This window comes from Pseudodesulfovibrio karagichevae, from assembly GCF_041414475.1.
GTDB lineage: Bacteria > Desulfobacterota > Desulfovibrionia > Desulfovibrionales > Desulfovibrionaceae > Pseudodesulfovibrio > Pseudodesulfovibrio karagichevae.
Genome location: NZ_JBGLYH010000004.1, coordinates 1 through 15,606 on the forward strand (window position 1 = coordinate 1; position 15,606 = coordinate 15,606).

A 15,606-nucleotide genomic window follows, 5' to 3' on the forward strand; every position below is an offset into this window, starting at 1 on the left:
CCCCCGAACCCCCATCCCCCTTTCCTTCCGAAACTTTTTATATGCGCAGTTGCGCGTGTGAGCTGTGAAGACCGCTTGTGCTTCTTTGCTGTATTATTTCGGGAGCCGTGAAACTTCGGGTAAGCCACGGCTAAACGCAACTCCCCGCGAAGCGGAAACAAAAAGTTCTGGAGATTTTTAAGAACCTCTTTCAAGAGGTTCTTAAGCGGGGTCCGGGGCAGCGCCCCGGCCGCCGGAGGCGAGACATCACCCGTCCATTACCGCGTGGCGGTTTTCAAGTCTCGCTTTAACAAAATCACTTGCACACGGCCGGGTCGATCTTGCCGATGGCGGGCCTGCGGTCGATGACCACGGAGTTGCCGGGGATGGACTTGGCGTATTTCTTGATATGCGCGGCGCGTTCGCCGATTTCCATGAGGGAGCAGGGGCCGTCGATTTCGATGACGCCGAGCGAGATGGTCACCAGCGGGTATTTGCGTTCCTTGTCATCGCGGCCCTTGGCCTGAATCCAGCCGCGCTGCTGGTCCTCAAGGCAGTAGCAGTTCTTGACCAGACGGCCGAAGCAGCGGGTGATGGATTTGCACAATCTCTGGACCGCGTCGGGCGGGGTGATGAGCACGAAGTCGTCGCCACCGATGTGGCACAGGCGGGCATCGCTCGGCCTGTGCTTGCGCGTGGCCCAGGACATGATGTCCGCGGCCAGTTTGATGATCCGGTCGCCGTTCTTGAACCCGTAGGTGTCGTTGTAGACCTTGAAATGGTCCAAGTCGCCGTAGATGATGGAAAAGGGGCGTTTCTGCTTGATGCGCGACTCGACCTCCTGTTCGATGGCCACGTTCCCGGGCAGGCCGGTCAGGGGATTGGTGCCCTTGGCCATCTCCACCTGTATCTTGGCCAGGACGTTGAGCATATCCTGGACCGTAACAACGCCGTAGAGCAATCCCTTCTTGGTCACGATGATGTCGTCGTAGGCCTTGATGTGCTCGCGCTTCATGGCTGCGCGCGCGACCTGCTCCACGGGCATGTCCATGTCCACGATGAGCGGGCTCTTGTCCATGACCGCGTCGATGGATCGCTTGTGGTACAGGGCGATGCCGAACTGGGAGGAGAGCTGGCGGTTGAGGTGGTACTCCATGACCAGTCCCTTGGGCACGTTGTCGCGGACCACCACGATGTTGGTGAACGTGTCGTTCTTGCGGAAGAAATCGTGGGCTGTGGAGACCAGGCAGGACAGCTCCACGGCGTGTGGGGCCTTGGCCAGGTCACCCACGGGCGGGGAGCAGATGATGTTGTTGGCGATGTCGCCCACGGTCTTCAGGTGGCGGCACTCCTCGTTGACGTCCGGCTTGGGCGTGGCGGGCCGGGCCAGGAAATAGCCCTGGCCGCAGTGCACGCCGATGTCCTTGAGGCAGACGGCCTGGTCCTTGGTCTCGATGCCCTCGCCGATGATCCGGGAGCCGATCTTGTCCGCGAAGGTGGCCGTGGTCTCGACCAGGGCGCGCTTGACCGGGTCCTTGTGGATGTCGTCGATGAGCGACTTGTCGAGCTTGATGTAGTCGGGCTGAAGTTCGGCGATGAGGGTCAGGCCCGCGTAGCCCGCGCCCGCGTCGTCCACGGCTATCTGGAAGCCCTGGCTGCGGTAGTGGGCCAGGGTCCGGTAGAAGAGGTCGAAGTCCTGGACCGAGTGCTGCTCGGTGATTTCGAAGACCACGTTGTCCGGGGTCAGCCCGTACTTGTCCATGAGCTCCAGGGTCTGGCCGGGCGAGAAGGCCGGGTCGGCCATGGTCTTGGGATGGATGTTCAGGAAGAGTTTCTGGCCGTCCTTCAGTTCGCCCACGTTGCGGATGGCCGCCTCGCGGCAGAGTTTTTCCAGGGCGAACAACCGGCCCAGCTCCTCGGCGGTCTGGAAGAGCATGACCGGGGAGCGGAAGGCGGACCCCTCGGGACCGCGCGCCAGGGCCTCCCAGCCCAGAATGGTGTCCGTGCGGAAGTCGAGGATGGGCTGGTAGTGGGCCGAGACCCAGCCCTGGACCAGGATGGTGTTGAACCGGCTGGTGATGGACAGCTCGTTCATGTTCAGGGGGCGGCTTTCCATGCGCCGGGCGGCGTTCAGGGCCGTGTTCAGGGCCGCGCCCCATCCGGCGTCGTCCTCCGGGCAGGAGATCGGGGCAAAGCCCATGCCGAGGTCGATGCCCAGCCCGGTGTGGCGGAGCATGGTTGATTCCAGGTCCTTTTGGGCCTGGGTCTTGTACTCGTAGGCGATGTCGGCCGGGTTGTTGTCCTGGGGCACGAGAAAGGCGGCCTTGCCCGAGGCGGGCCGGATGATGCGGATGTTGCGGGCGTTGTTCCCGGCGGCGGTGGCGGCCAGGGAGTCGCCGAGCTCCTTTTCCAGGAGGTCGACGAAACTCTGTCCGTACATCTCCTTGAGCTTGGCGTAGTCACGAATGGTGATGAGTACGAGGGTTCTGGTCAACAGGGTCCCCGTGGGAAGATTGGTCAGCATCTCTACAGATAATCCCTTGTGCATCGTCATTCCCCTGTGGCCGGGAAGGGCAGATCCAGTACGTGTTGACGAAGTTGCATGGATGGAAAGCTTTCACCATTTCGCCGTCCGACCGGCGAGGCAGGCACCGCCGGGTGACATGCGCTTCGAGTCTGTTACATGCGTTGCGCGTTCGGTTGTTACCGCCGGGTGACAGAACATCGGAATTTTCGTTTCAGGACAAAAAAAGGCAGCCCGTCGGGGCTGCCTCGTTCTGTCGGACCGGGGGAAGGGATCAGCGGTAGTAGAGATTCCGTCCGCCGATGGTCAGGAAGGCCTGGTGCAGGTTCTTGCGGATGTCCTTGCGGCTCCACACGCCCTGGATGTGGCCCCGGGACAGGGCCTTGTAGCAGTTGTGGTAGTTGGGCGGAATCTCCAGGCCGGTGGTCTCCTTGATGACGCCGGGACCGGCGAAGCCGATACGCGAGGAGCGCACCGCGTACTGGTAGGGCGAGCAGCCCAGGAACGAGGCCACGGGGCCTGCGTAGGAGTTGGTGTCGTACAGGACGATGTACAGGCCGCCTTCCTCGATGTAGCGGCGCACGGCCATGGTCACCCTGGGCATCTGGATCAGGCCGTTGACGCCTTCCTGGATGCGGATGCCCGCCGTGCCGTGGATGTAGGCCAGGAAGGGCTGGTGCTTGGTCTGGGCCAGTTCCAGGGCGCGGATGAACTTCTCGCCCTCGGCCGCGCCCACGGAGCCGCCCCGGAAGTTGGCCACCAGGGTGGCGCAGGTGACGCGCAGTCCTTCGAGGCTGGCGTTGAAGGTCAGGCAGCTGGATTCCAGGCCGGTCTTCTTCTTGGCGGCCTCGATCCGGGAGTCGAAGTTGGGGAAGCCGGTGGGGTTGCCCGAGGCGATATCGTGGTTGAACTCGCGCACGGAACCACGGTCGAAGACGTTGTGGAGAACCCACTGGTATTCCATGGGGAAGTTGTAGCCGCAGTTGGGACAGACACCGGCGTAGTCGGTGAACAGGTCCCGCGCCCAGATGTCCAGGCAGCCGCGCTTGCTCGAATGGGGACAGGATATCTCGCGGTCCTGGCGGGCCTGGGGGCTGACGTAGTCGCTGTCGTTGACAGGGGTTGGGGCCTCGGGCTCGGACTGGGACAGGCCGGTCAGCTCCATCTCCTTCTGCTTGTCCATGCCCGGCTTCACGCCGATCTTCTTGAGCAGGCCGCGGAACACGGCGTCGAACTTGGCCGTGATCACGTGGATTTCGTCCGAGGCCTCCTCGACGATGCGCTCCACGCGGTACTTGAACGGCTTGATCAACCCGTACAGGATCAGGCTGGCCGTGTTGGAGACGATGCCCGAGCTGGTGGCGCTGAGCTTGTCCAGCAGAGGGCGGTTGTCCTGGTAGGCGCCCTGGGCCAGACGGCGGTACTTGCGGAACCGCTTGGCCACGAGGCGTTCGCGGGCCTTCTCGTTCAGGGACCAGCGCACGATGACGTCGGTGTTCTTCTTGAAGTGGCGCAGGGCCACGGCGCGGAACAGACGCACGCCGCGCACGTTCAGGGCGACCTCGTCGGTGGCCCGGATGACCTGCTCGCGGACCTGCTTGAAGAAGTCGAAGTGATCGGCCCGCGCGCCCAGCGGCGGCTCCTGGATGATCTCGTCGATGTAGCCGCCCGCCAGGTTGTCCTGGGCGGTGATCTTCTGGGCCATGGCGCAGGACTCGATGAGCTCGGCCGGGGCGCGTTCGGAACCCCGGATGCGGCCCTCGATGGCGGCCGCGCCCTCGGGCGAGATGACCGAGTAGTAGCCGTGGGAGAGCATGAGGCGCTTGTCGGCCATGCCGATGGCCTCGGCCCCGCCCGAGCCGCCCTCGGAGAAGATGGCCACGATGGGCACGTCGAGCCCGGCCATTTCATAAATGTTCTCGGCGATCTGCTGGGCGGCACCCGGGAAATCCTCGATGGGGTAGGAGCCCGGCGTATTCACGTAGGCGTGGATGGGAATCTGTTCCCTGGCCGCGACCTTCATGTACTTGAGCGCCTTGGAGTTGCCCCACGGCTTGATGGACCCGCCGTTGCGGAATTCCTCGCCGTGGCCCTTTTCCTGGCCCACGACCATGACCGGCTGGTTGATGATCTTCTTGCCGCGCCGCCGGGTGATGTAGGCCCGGGCGATGAGCATGCCGGGGTCGATGGAGTGCTCGTCCTGGCCGCCCATCTCGGCGTAGTTGTCGTAGACGTTCTCGAGGATGTCCTTGAGGCTGGCCCGCTGGGGGTGGCGGACGATGCGCACCTTGTCCATGGCGGTCAGCTGGGCGTCGATGGCGGCCTCCATGGCGGACAGCCGTTTTCCCAGGGATTCCACGGCGCGGAGAGCCTGTTCCTCGGAGAGGGCGGCGTTCTTTTCCTGGAATTCACTGATCTCCGTGGCGAACGCGTCCAGCTCGGGGCGGGACTTGTTGCCCAGGATGTCGCGGGCGTAATTCACCCGGCCCAGCAGGGATTGGAGAGTTTTTTCTATATTCATAGGCTTAGAATTCGAGGAGGTTGGCGGTTTTTGCGATGAGGAAGGGGATGTTCGACTTCATGGCCCCTCCGGCGGAGTCCGAGCCGTTCAGCCTGAGTTCGTTCAGGAACTTGAGGCCGCGCGCCTTGGCTTCTTCCAGGTCCTTGCCCCAGATGATGGCCAGGGCCAGGTTGGGGTCGTACTCGGTGGGGATCTGGTAGGTGCGGTCAGTGGGGACGTGCGTGTGCATGGTCACCCAGTCGTTCGCGGGCCACTTCAGTTCCTCGATCTTGCCCACCCAGGGGGCGAAGCCGCTCTCGGTGTCCTCGGCGATGAGCCGGTATTCGATGCCCACGCCGTCGAAGGACACATCGTCCTGGGTGTAGCCCAGGGGGTCGCCCAGGCCAATGCGGATCTGCTCGCGGATCAGGTTCACGTCGCGGTCGCCCCGGACCGAGCTGATGCAGGCCGACACGCCGTTTTCCACCTGGATGCGGGTGTTCACCTCCATGAGGAACGGCTCGCCGTTGGGGGTGACGATCCATTCCCAGGTGCCCACGTTGTCGTACTTGATCTCCTTGGCGATGGACAGGGAGTAGCGGGTGATGTCGTCCATCAGTTTCCGCGCGTCGAACGTGTAGGAGAGCCCCTGGGGCCAGAAGCCGGGGGCCACCTCGATGCGTTTTTGCAGGCCGGGCGACTGGACCGAGCAGTTGCGCGTGCCGAAGTGGACCGGGTTGGTCCCGGACCGGTCGGACACGATCTGTACTTCCAGGTGGTTGAAATTGAACACGCGCTGCTCGATGAGCACGCCCTCGTCGTTGAAGGTCCGCAGGCTGTAGTTGCGGATGCGCCGGTAGGTCTGGCGGAAGCGGGCCATGTCCTCGCACTCGTCGATGCCCATGCCGCCGCCGCCCGCCGAGGCCTTGACCAGGACCACGGGCCTCTTTATGCCCATCTTGGACTGGAACTCGAAGAGGCTCTCGGCGATGGCCTCGGCCTCCAATTCATCATATATGGCCCGGTCCGAGCCGGGCACGGTGGGCACGCCCAGAGCACGGGCGATGCGCTTGGTGTTGATCTTGTCGCCCAGGTCCCGGATGACCTCCCAGGAGGGTCCTATGAAGGTCATGGGGCGGTCCCGCTGGACCACGCGGCGGGCGAACCGGTAGTTTTCGGAAAAGAAACCGTATCCGGGATGGATGGCCGTGGCCCCGGCCTCGTCGGCCACGGACAGGATGTCCCCGGCGTCGAGATAGTTGTGGATGCGGTACAGGGATTTTTCCCCGCCCAGCCTGCGGGCCACGTCCATGTGGCCGGACTGGGAGTCCTCTTCGGTATACAGGGCCGCAAAGGGCAGGCCGAGGTCGGAGCATGCCTCCATGATCCGCACGGCGATCTCGCCCCTGTTGGCAATGAGTATCTTGTGTCCGTCTATGCTCACGTTGGATATTCTCGTTTTCTGGTGTGGTTTTGGCGGTGCCCTAAATAGCTTTTCTTCCTCTATCTTGCAAATCTTTTAAAATGACGTTTAATTAATGATCTCAAATAATTATCATAAAACAACCGTTTAAATTATTAAGTATGGATTTTTTACTAAAAAATGTGTAGAAAGTCGGTCCGGCAAGTTTTGACGGCTCCGGTTTGTCAGAATTGTCAATGTGTTGAGAATTGGACCAGGAGGAGTTTCGCATGGACTACGTAATTGTAGGAAACGGTGTTTCGGCCATCGGCGCCATCGAGGGCATTCGCCAACATGACAAGACCGGCTCCATCACGGTCATCAGCGACGAGGCCGTGCCCACTTACGGCCGCCCGCTCATTTCCTATTACCTGTCGGACAAGATCAAATTCGACACCCTGCCGTTCCGCCCCGAGGAATTCTACGAACGCAACCAGGTGACCATGCGGCTCGGCTCCCGCGTCCTGTCCGTGGACGCGAAGGAAAAGGTCCTGGTCCTCGACTGCGGCGACAAGGTGAAATACGACAAGCTGCTGCTGGCCACGGGCGGCACCCCGGTCAAGCCGGCCCTGCCCGGCATTGAAGGCCCGGGCGTGCACAACTTCACCACCGTGGCCCATGCCGAGACCCTTAAGGAGTTGGTGGACAAGGTCAAGAAGGTTGTGGTCATCGGCGCCGGGCTCATCGCGCTCAAGGCCGCCGAAGGCTTTGCCGAGAAGGGCGTGGACGTGACCATCGTGGTCCGCTCCCGGATCATGCGCACCTATTTCGACGAGACCGCGGGCGAGATGATCGTCAGCCACCTGGAGAAGAACGGCATCCGTTTCATGCAGGGCACGGCCACCAAGGAGATCGTCCGCTACGAGGACGGCGCCATCAAGGGCGTGGAGACCGACCAGGGGTTGGTCCCGGCGGATGTGGTCATCGTGGCTGCGGGCGTGCGCCCGAACATGGGCCTGGCCATCCAGGCCGGGCTGGTCACGGAGCAGGGCATCCGCGTGGACGACTACATGGCCACCTCCGACCCGGACGTCTTCGCCGCGGGCGATGTGGCCGAGGCCAAGGACCTCCTGACCGGCGAGTACACGGTCCGTCCCATCTGGCCCAACGCCTACACCCAGGGCCGCTATGCGGGGCGGAACATGGCCGGGGCCGGAACGCCGTACACCGGCGGCCTGTCCATGAACTCCATCACCTACTACGGGCTGCCGACCATCTCGGTGGGCGAGACCAACCTGGCCGACGACGACCGGTACGAGACCGCCGTGTTCCTGGACCGCGAGAAATCGATCTACCGCAAGCTCATCTTCAAGAACAACGTCCTGGCCGGATGCATCCTCATCGGGGACATCGACGCGGCCGGGTTCTACACCAGCTTCATCAAGAACGGCTTCGAGCTGGACGAGGCGGGCAAGGAGCGGCTCATGGAGGGCGATCCCTCTCCGGCCCTGTGGCCCGACAGCTTCATCGAGGGCATGATGAACAACCCCTAGACCGGGGGCCATGCGAATTGCAAAGAGCCGCTTTGAAAGCGGCTCTTTTTTTGGGGCCGGGACGTCACTTCGTCTTGTGCGTGAACACGCAGTCCCAGTGGCAGTCGGGCGGGTTGTCCTTCAGGTGCGCGCATCGTTCCATGTACATGTCGCAGAGAATGGGTTCGGCACCGGTTTCGCGGAGTTCGCGGAACAGCGTTTCGGCGGTGGAGAAATCGCTGTTCACGTACGCCTGATGGGCCCGTTCGTACAATTCCAGTTCCGCCTTGCGCGCTTCGGCCTCCTCCAGGGTGTACACGGTATAGATGGTCACGGGCGCTTCCTTGCCCTTGACCCGGACGTTGTCCAGGATGCGGAAGTAGTAGCCGTCCCCGCAGGCGTCCTTGATGGCCTGGCTGACCACCAGTTTCTGGCCGTAGTACTTGGTCAGTCCTTCCAGACGGGAGGCGAGGTTCACGTTGTCGCCGATGAGGGTGTAGTCGAAGAGGTCGGCCGAGCCCATGTTGCCCACGCGCACCGGGCCGGAGTGGATGCCGATGCCGACTGCGATGGTGAAGCCGTATTTCTCAAGGAATATCCCGTTGAGTTCCTCGAGCTTGCGCTGCTGGGCCAGGGCGGCTTGCAGGGATTTCTCCTGGTGGTTCTCGATGTCCAGGGGGGCGTTCCAGAAGGCCATGACCGCGTCGCCGATGAATTTGTCCAAGGTGCCCTCGTGCTCGGTGATGATCCGGGTCATGGGGGTCAGGTAGTCGTGGAGGAGGTTGGTGACCTGGGTGGGGGAGAGCTTTTCGGACAGGGAGGTGAAGTTGCGCACGTCCGAGAACTGGATGGTGATCTCCTTTTCCTGTCCCTCCAGGCTCAGGGCGTCCGGGTTATCCATGATCTGGGAGATGACCGACGGGGCCAGATAGTGGGCGAAGGCCCCGTGGATATACCGCTTGGCGATTTCCTCGCGCCAGAACTTGATCAAGGTCAGGGTGATGAAGGTCAACCCCAGGGTGATGTAGGAGTACATGGGCGAAATGAAGTAGTTCTGTTCCCGGTAGAAGAACACGGAGCCGTACCACATGGCCCCGCCCATGCAGAGCACGGGCAGGATGATCCAGGAGGCCCGGGCCCACATGAGCAGGAAGGTGGTCGCCAGCCCGCCCGCCAGCATGCCGAGGAATTCCAGGCCCGGGGCCCAGTCTGGCACCGAGAGGAGCTGCCCGGAGAGGATGTCGTCGACGACGGTGGCGTGTGCCTCCGCGCCGGGAAAGCCCGGATCGAGGGGGGTGGCGCGGATGTCCTTCAGGCCCGAGGCCGAGGTGCCGATGAAGGCGATTCTGCCGCGCAGATAGCCGGGCGGCAGCTTCCGGTTGAGCACGTCCGAGGCGGAGATGTATTCGAAGGTTCCCATCCGGCCCCGATAGTTGATGAGCATCTGTCCCTGGCCGTCCGTGGGGATGACGATGTGGTTGAAGCGGATGGACTCGATGCCCACGGATGAGATCTTGAGGACGATGTTCTTCTGTTCCGTGGCCTGCATGAGCGTCGCCAGGGCCAGGCTGGGATAGAATCGCCCTTCGAAGCTGTAGAGCAGGGGCACCCGGCGGTACACGGAGTCCAGGTCGGGCGTGATGGTGATGAAACCGCTTTCCGGGGCCGCCTCTGCCAGGACCGGGATGGGGCAGATCATCCATTTGCCCTGGGGCAGGAAATCGTGGGGCGAGGGCGCGCCCGGCGAGGAGAGCACGGCCACCTTGGTGGGCCGTACCCGGCAGTCGTGCTCGCCGGCAACCGGCTTACGGCTGAAGTCGAAGCCCAGGATGTAGGGCCCGCCCCTGAGGTTGTGGGCCAGGAGCCGGTCGTAATCCATGAGGTCCTTGGGCAGCCCCGTGAAGTCCATGTCGATGTGCAGCTCCCGCTTGACGTCGGCCTTCATGATCTCCGGCGAGGTCCGGTCGGGTTCGCTGAAGATGATGTCCGAGGCCACGGCCACGGCCCCGTAGGCGGTCAGGTATTTGAGGAGCAGGGCCACCCGGTAGCGCGGCCAGGGCCACTGTCCCAGTTCGGACAGGCTCCTCTCGTCCAGGTCGATGATCACCGGGACCTTGGTGGCGGCGGGTTGGTGGTACTGGCGGAGATAGTTGTCGTAGATCTTCAGATTGAGCAGGTGCAGGAACTTCGGCTGGCTGATGTACAGTGCGATCATGAGCACCGTCACCGATACGCCTGCCCCGAGGAGTATCAGCTGGTCCTTCTTGAACATTCTTTTCAGCAGTTCGAGCATAGGTTGCGACCGCATTGGTTGGTATGTGTTCCCTATTATTGCAGATAAACCTCGGCATATAAAGAGAAAGTAACGCAGCTGGTCATAAAACAGCATGACGGGCGGCGCCTCGGACGGCTTGGGTGTGGGGGAATTGCCTGCTATCCCGGAATGTTGCGCCGCACCGCTAGATATTCCGGTAAAGCATCATGCTGCCGAGCAGAAAGACCAGGGCCAGGGCGAGCTGCCGGTAGCCGTGGTCCGAAATGCGGTCGTAGGCCTTGCCCCCAAGGAAGATGCCGGCCAGCAGGGCGGGCAGGGACAGGCCGTAGAAGTGCAGGACCTCGTCCGTGATCATGCCGGACCAGGCCTGGGCGGCGATGACGGCCACCCCGGACAGGGCGAAGAAGAAGGCCAGGGTGCCCTTGGCCCGGTCCTTGGTCCAGGGCTGGAGGGCGGTGTAGATGATGACCGGAGGACCGCCCACGCCCAGGCTGCCGCCGAGCACGCCGGAGCAGAATCCGGCCAGCACGGTCAGCCGTTTGCCGAAGCTTCTCGGCTCGGGGCGGACCAGGAACTGGTAGCTGGTGAATACGACCATGATCACGCCTACGCAAAGGGAAAGCCCCCGTGTGGGAATCTGCTTCAGGGCGTAGACCCCGAGCGGAATGCCGGCCAGGCTGGCGGCCAGCAGTGTGAAAGCGCATTTGAGATCGATGCTCTTGCGCAGGCTGAAGCTCAGGTAGATGCTGATGATTACCGCCAGGAGAACCATCAGCGGCACGCTCGTCTTGATGTCCAGGAAAAAACCCAGAAGGGGTAGGGCGATGAGCCCGAAGCCGAACCCGGTCAGTCCCTGGAGAAAAGCGGCGGCGAGCACGATGGAAACGATGGCGATTGTTTCAGGCATGTGCCGTGGAGTACTGAATTTGGCTCCGCCTGCCAACGGTGAATCCGTGCCCTTTTAATTTAGGTGGAAAAACAGTTGCCACCAAATTGGCTCGCAGGGTATAGGTATCTACAAATGGAAATCCATGTTTAACTAATTCCAGTATCTCAGGAGGTTGAGTTATGGCCATTGTTATTGATCAGGATGAATGCATCGGTTGTGAGTCTTGTGTCGAGATCTGCCCGGAAGTGTTCGAGATGGACGCTGACGGTGAAAAGGCCACGGTCATCGCCCCGGACTCCACTCTCGACTGCGTGGACGAAGCCATCGAGACCTGCCCCAATGAGGCCATCTCCAAGTAACTCACGACTTGGTAAAAAAAGACCGCCCCTTGGGGCGGTCTTTTTTTTGGCCTGCGGCAAACGGCTATTGCATGCCGGAAAAGATCATCCGGATTTCTTCGATCCGGTCGCGGCTGTCCGAGAAATCCAGGACTTCGCCCCGGGACAGGGCATGGACCTGGATCACGCCCGCTTTCTGGTCGTAGTAGAACTCCGCGTCGTCCATAGTGCGCAGGACGCTGCTCTTGAACTCGGCGCGCAGATAGTTGCCTTCGGTCAGGAGCACCCTGCCGCCGAACACGGATTCCACGGCCTTGCCCAGGTCGACCATGACCTTGTTGGGATCGCCCGTGGCCTTGATCGGGTCGATCTTGTTCTTTGCGTAGGTGGCCTGCGAGGAAACGCAGTCCACTCCGGCCGGGCAGAGGGCGAATTTGCCGTCGGTCATGCCAAGGTTCGGAATCTTGGTGGAACACGCGCCGAGGGCGGCCAGGGAGACGACGAACAAGGTGGTCAGGAGTAGCTGTTTCATGGTCATCAATCTATTGTGAAACCGGAGGAAAAAGCAACTCTTTTCCCAAGGGAATCGGGCGGAAATCACCGTGGCCGGGTGGCCATGACCACGCCGGAAAAAATGAGCACGAACCCCACGGCGTGGACCATGGTTGCGGGCTGGCCGAGCAGGAGCCAGGCCCCGATCCCGCTGAAGACCGGCATGAAGTACTGGAACAGGGCGGCATTGCCCGGCCCGATGTGCATGATGGCCGAATTCCAGAGGAAGAAGGCGACCAGCGAGGCCAGCACGCCGATGTACAGGACCGCGCCGAGCACGGCCGGGGTGAAGGACCAGGCCGGGGCAAAGCACTGCTCCACGAACGCCGCCGGGACCAGGGGGATGGTCCCCAGGAGGAAGGTCGCTCCGAGGTAGGCGTTCCGGCTGATGGTCGGGGGCTTGCGTTTGACCAGGATGGAATACACGGCCCACAGGAACCCGGCCGCGAGCATGATGACGTCGCCCAGGCGGAAGGTCAGGTGGACGAGCACGTCCAGGCTCCCATGGGTGGCGATGGCCAGCATTCCGGCGATGGCGATGGCCAGTCCGGCCCAGCGCAGCGGGGAGATGCGCTCCCCCAGGAATATGCGGGCCAGGATGACCACAAAGACCGGGGTGGTGGAGGCGAACAGGGCCATGTTCACCGCGTCCGTGGTCCGCGCGCTGACGTAGACCAGGGTGTTGAACAGGGTCACGCCGGTCACGGCCGCGACAATCAGCTCCCGACGATGATCGAGCAGGGCCCGCATGTCCCGCTGAAGGTCCCGCCGGACGAAGGGCAGAAAAACCGCCGTGGCCGTGAGCCAGCGCAGGGCGGCCAGTGTCACGGGCGGGATCTCGTCCACGAATCCGCTGGCGATGAGGAAGTTCCCGGACCAGATGGTCACGGCGATCAGGGCGAAGAGGAATCCCATGGGGCGGTTGCCGGGCATAGCGGGATAAATAGTCGAACGGGGGCCGCTTGGCAACCGCTATGTGCCCGAGACCATTGGCTCAAGGGGTTGCCAGCCGAAGCGTTCGAGGTCGACGCGGTCCGTCTCGTCGAAGCGCACGCCCTCGGCCAGGAGGAGCCGTTTCTGTTCGTCGTACCCCTGCATTTCGCCCAGGGATATCCGGCCCTCGCGGTTGATGACCCGGTGCCAGGGCAGGTTCTCTGTGCGGGAGCTGGAGTGCAGCACGCGGGCCACCTGGCGCGCGCCCCTTTTGTTGCCCGCCAGGGCGGCCACGCGGCCGTAGGTCGTCACGCGGCCCTCGGGGATGGCCCGGATGGTCTCGATGATCTTCTGGGTGAACGGTGCAGCCATGGGACCTGATAAACCGCCGGGCCCCCCGAAGGCAAGGCGTGGAGTTCTAGAACAGTCGTGCCCAGAGGTAGGACAGGGGCATGACCAGGATCAGCGCCGGGATCATGCTCGCCACCGGGAACTGCTTGATGCCGCAGATGCGGAAGCCCGTGGCCAGCATGATCAGCCCGCCGCAGGCCGAGAAATCGGCCAGCATGTCCGGGGTGGTCAAGGGCAGGATCAGCGCCGAGGCGTAGTAGAGCATGGACTGGATGGCCAGTTGCGGGACGACCAGGATGCCCACGGACAGCCCCATGGTGGAGGCGAAGATCGGGGCCGTGAACAGATCGAGAATGGCCTTGACGATGAGCAGGGTGGGGTCGCCGGTCATGCCTTCGCTCATGGACCCGTAGATGCCGGTGCCGCTCAGGCAGAAGAGGACCAGCAGGGCCACGAACTTGTCCAGGAACTCCTCCTGGCTGAGGTCGCCGCTGGGCCGGACCACCTTGTCGATGAGCTTGCGGGTCTTGCCCGCGCCCTTCTGGATCAGGGATTCCAGCTGGATGAGTTCGCCGAGCACGGACCCGACCACCAGGGCCAGAACAACCGGGGCCAGGAACTTGACCTTGACGATCATGGCCACGCCAAGTCCCATGGAGGCGCAACCGAAAACCATGGGCATCTTGAGCCGGAGATTCATGCTGATTTTGGGGCCGAGAACCGCTCCGGCGACGCTGCCGACCGCAAGCGCCGCCCCGTTTACGAGAGGACCAATCATATAAAAATCCTTACTGCCGGGCGCGTTGTCCACGCGTCCGGTTCATGGTGAAGAGGTGAGAAAACAGGTGTTCGCTCGACGCCGGGCATGGCGCCTTGAAACTGTCGGATCAGGGGAAGCGGCGGAGTGGTCAGCTGTCCGATGTGAAACCGAATTCGATCTCGGACTTGGTGTAGAAGACACGCAGGCCGGTTTCCGCAAACCGGGCCATGAGCTTGTCGCATTCAACCCGCGTCAGGGCCAGGGCGACCTGCACCGGCTTGTCTTCGAGGTCGAAGAAGTTGTCCGAATGGAAGCGGCCGTCATGGCCGAACCCCTCGCTGCCGGAAAAGAGGGTCGCGCCGCGCACGCCGAGACGCCGGGCCTCATCGACGATCCACGTGGCCACGGGTTGGCCGTCGTGTTCACGGTTCTGCTGGGTAAAAAATGTCACAAAGTATCCTTGCATCATGCCTCAGACCTGAGAATTGAATGTGCTGTGTACGGGTCCGCCGGGAAAGAACGGGAGTCGTTCATGGCGGGCCGGGGGGAAGGTGTCCCGCCCAAGTGACAAGAGGCTACACCCGACTGTTGCGGTACTCAACTATTTATTTCGACAGAAAGTGGGTATGCTGTATCAGTATGAAATAATGGTGTTTTATTGATTGTCCATCGTCATTTTCTAGCCCAAGGCCACGTCCAGGATCATCATGATGGTGAAGCCGGAGACGACGCCCATGGTGGCCAGGTCCCCGTTGCCCGAGGATTGGGATTCGGGAATGACCTCTTCCACCACCACGAAGATCATGGCGCCCGCGGCAAAGGCCAGGGCGTAGGGCAGCAGCGGGCGGGCCAGGAGCACGGCGGTTGCGCCGAGCACGGCGGCAACGGGTTCGACCATGCCCGAGGCCTGGCCGTAGAGGAAGGCTTTCATGCGGGACATGCCCTCGCGACGCAGGGGGACGGAAACGGCCGTGCCCTCCGGGAAGTTCTGGATGCCGATGCCCAGCGCCAGGGAGACGGCTCCGGCCAGAGTGGCGGAATCGAGCCCGGCGGCCACGGCGCCGAAGGCCACGCCCACGGCCAGTCCCTCGGGGATGTTGTGCAGGGTGATGGCCGTGACCAGGAGGGTGCTGCGCCGCCAGCTCGTCTTGATGCCCTCGGCCTCGGACAGGGGCGCGTTCAGGTGCAGGTGGGGCAGGATCATGTCCACCAGCCGCAGGAAGGCCGCGCCGAGCACGAAGCCCACGGCCGCAGGGACAAAGGCGAACATGCCCATGCTCCGGGACATCTCGATGGCCGGGGCCAGGAGCGACCAGTAGCTGGCGGCCATCATCACCCCCCCGGCAAATCCGAGCATGACGTCGAGGGTCCGCTTGGAGATGTCCCTGGCCGTGAAGACCAGGGCCGCGCCCAGGGCGGTTACGCCCCAGGTGAACAGGGTGGCCAGAAAGGCCTGGAAAACGGCGTTCTGTTCCATGAACCAGTCCATGCGAAGAGACTCCTTTGGCTGAGGCGGTTCGGACGGGCGAGGCGATCAAGACTGTTTCGACATGATGAACTTAAAGGCTATG

Annotated in this window: 13 protein-coding genes; 2 read left to right on the forward strand and 11 right to left on the reverse strand. The window is 62.6% G+C overall.

Annotation, left to right across the window (positions count from 1 at the left end; genetic code table 11):
• Positions 1–295: 295 nt before the first annotated feature.
• From AB6M95_RS02395 to AB6M95_RS02405, 3 genes are all read right to left on the reverse strand, one after another.
• The gene (locus AB6M95_RS02395; protein ID WP_371385133.1) at positions 296–2,527 is read right to left on the reverse strand and encodes a GGDEF domain-containing protein; all 2,232 of its coding nucleotides are present in this window, start codon (positions 2,525–2,527) and stop codon (positions 296–298) included.
• Between the two features lie 250 nt (positions 2,528–2,777).
• Complete coding sequence (locus AB6M95_RS02400) at positions 2,778–5,024, reverse strand: carboxyl transferase domain-containing protein (protein WP_371385134.1); 2,247 nt, start codon at positions 5,022–5,024, stop codon at positions 2,778–2,780.
• A gap of 4 nt (positions 5,025–5,028) precedes the next feature.
• A complete protein-coding gene (locus tag AB6M95_RS02405) occupies positions 5,029–6,447 on the reverse strand; it encodes an ATP-binding protein (protein WP_371385135.1) in 1,419 nt (472 codons plus the stop codon).
• A gap of 248 nt (positions 6,448–6,695) precedes the next feature.
• On the opposite strand from AB6M95_RS02405, the gene AB6M95_RS02410 reads away from it, so the two are divergent.
• Complete coding sequence (locus AB6M95_RS02410) at positions 6,696–7,958, forward strand: NAD(P)/FAD-dependent oxidoreductase (protein ID WP_371385136.1); 1,263 nt, start codon at positions 6,696–6,698, stop codon at positions 7,956–7,958.
• Between the two features lie 64 nt (positions 7,959–8,022).
• Here AB6M95_RS02410 and AB6M95_RS02415 read toward each other — a convergent pair whose 3' ends face one another.
• Positions 8,023–10,245 carry a CHASE2 domain-containing protein gene (locus AB6M95_RS02415; protein WP_371385137.1) on the reverse strand — a complete coding sequence of 741 codons (2,223 nt, stop codon included), beginning with the start codon at positions 10,243–10,245 and terminating at the stop codon, positions 8,023–8,025.
• A 151-nt stretch (positions 10,246–10,396) separates the two neighbouring features.
• Complete coding sequence (locus tag AB6M95_RS02420; protein WP_371385138.1) at positions 10,397–11,119, reverse strand: sulfite exporter TauE/SafE family protein; 723 nt, start codon at positions 11,117–11,119, stop codon at positions 10,397–10,399.
• 161 nt (positions 11,120–11,280) lie between these two features.
• Between AB6M95_RS02420 and AB6M95_RS02425 the strand changes: the two genes are divergently transcribed.
• Entirely contained in the window at positions 11,281–11,460 is a 180-nt protein-coding gene (locus AB6M95_RS02425; protein ID WP_338666950.1) for a ferredoxin, read from the forward strand.
• 64 nt (positions 11,461–11,524) lie between these two features.
• On the opposite strand, the gene AB6M95_RS02430 is transcribed toward AB6M95_RS02425, so the two are convergent.
• From AB6M95_RS02430 to AB6M95_RS02455, 6 genes are all read right to left on the reverse strand, one after another.
• Positions 11,525–11,971 (reverse strand): DUF1499 domain-containing protein, encoded by a 447-nt coding sequence (locus tag AB6M95_RS02430; protein ID WP_371385139.1) that lies wholly within the window; start codon positions 11,969–11,971, stop codon positions 11,525–11,527.
• A 65-nt stretch (positions 11,972–12,036) separates the two neighbouring features.
• Positions 12,037–12,906 (reverse strand): DMT family transporter, encoded by an 870-nt coding sequence (locus AB6M95_RS02435; RefSeq protein WP_371385140.1) that lies wholly within the window; start codon positions 12,904–12,906, stop codon positions 12,037–12,039.
• A 57-nt stretch (positions 12,907–12,963) separates the two neighbouring features.
• Positions 12,964–13,296, reverse strand: a complete 333-nt coding sequence (locus AB6M95_RS02440) for an MGMT family protein (protein WP_371385141.1) — start codon at positions 13,294–13,296, stop codon at positions 12,964–12,966.
• 46 nt (positions 13,297–13,342) lie between these two features.
• Positions 13,343–14,053, reverse strand: a complete 711-nt coding sequence (locus tag AB6M95_RS02445) for a DUF554 domain-containing protein (RefSeq protein ID WP_371385142.1) — start codon at positions 14,051–14,053, stop codon at positions 13,343–13,345.
• Positions 14,054–14,183: 130 nt separating this feature from the next.
• Entirely contained in the window at positions 14,184–14,486 is a 303-nt protein-coding gene (locus tag AB6M95_RS02450) for a DUF190 domain-containing protein (RefSeq protein ID WP_371385143.1), read from the reverse strand.
• Positions 14,487–14,714: 228 nt separating this feature from the next.
• Positions 14,715–15,524, reverse strand: coding sequence for a ZIP family metal transporter (locus AB6M95_RS02455; protein WP_371385144.1), 810 nt, complete (start codon positions 15,522–15,524; stop codon positions 14,715–14,717).
• Between the last annotated feature and the right edge of the window lie 82 nt (positions 15,525–15,606).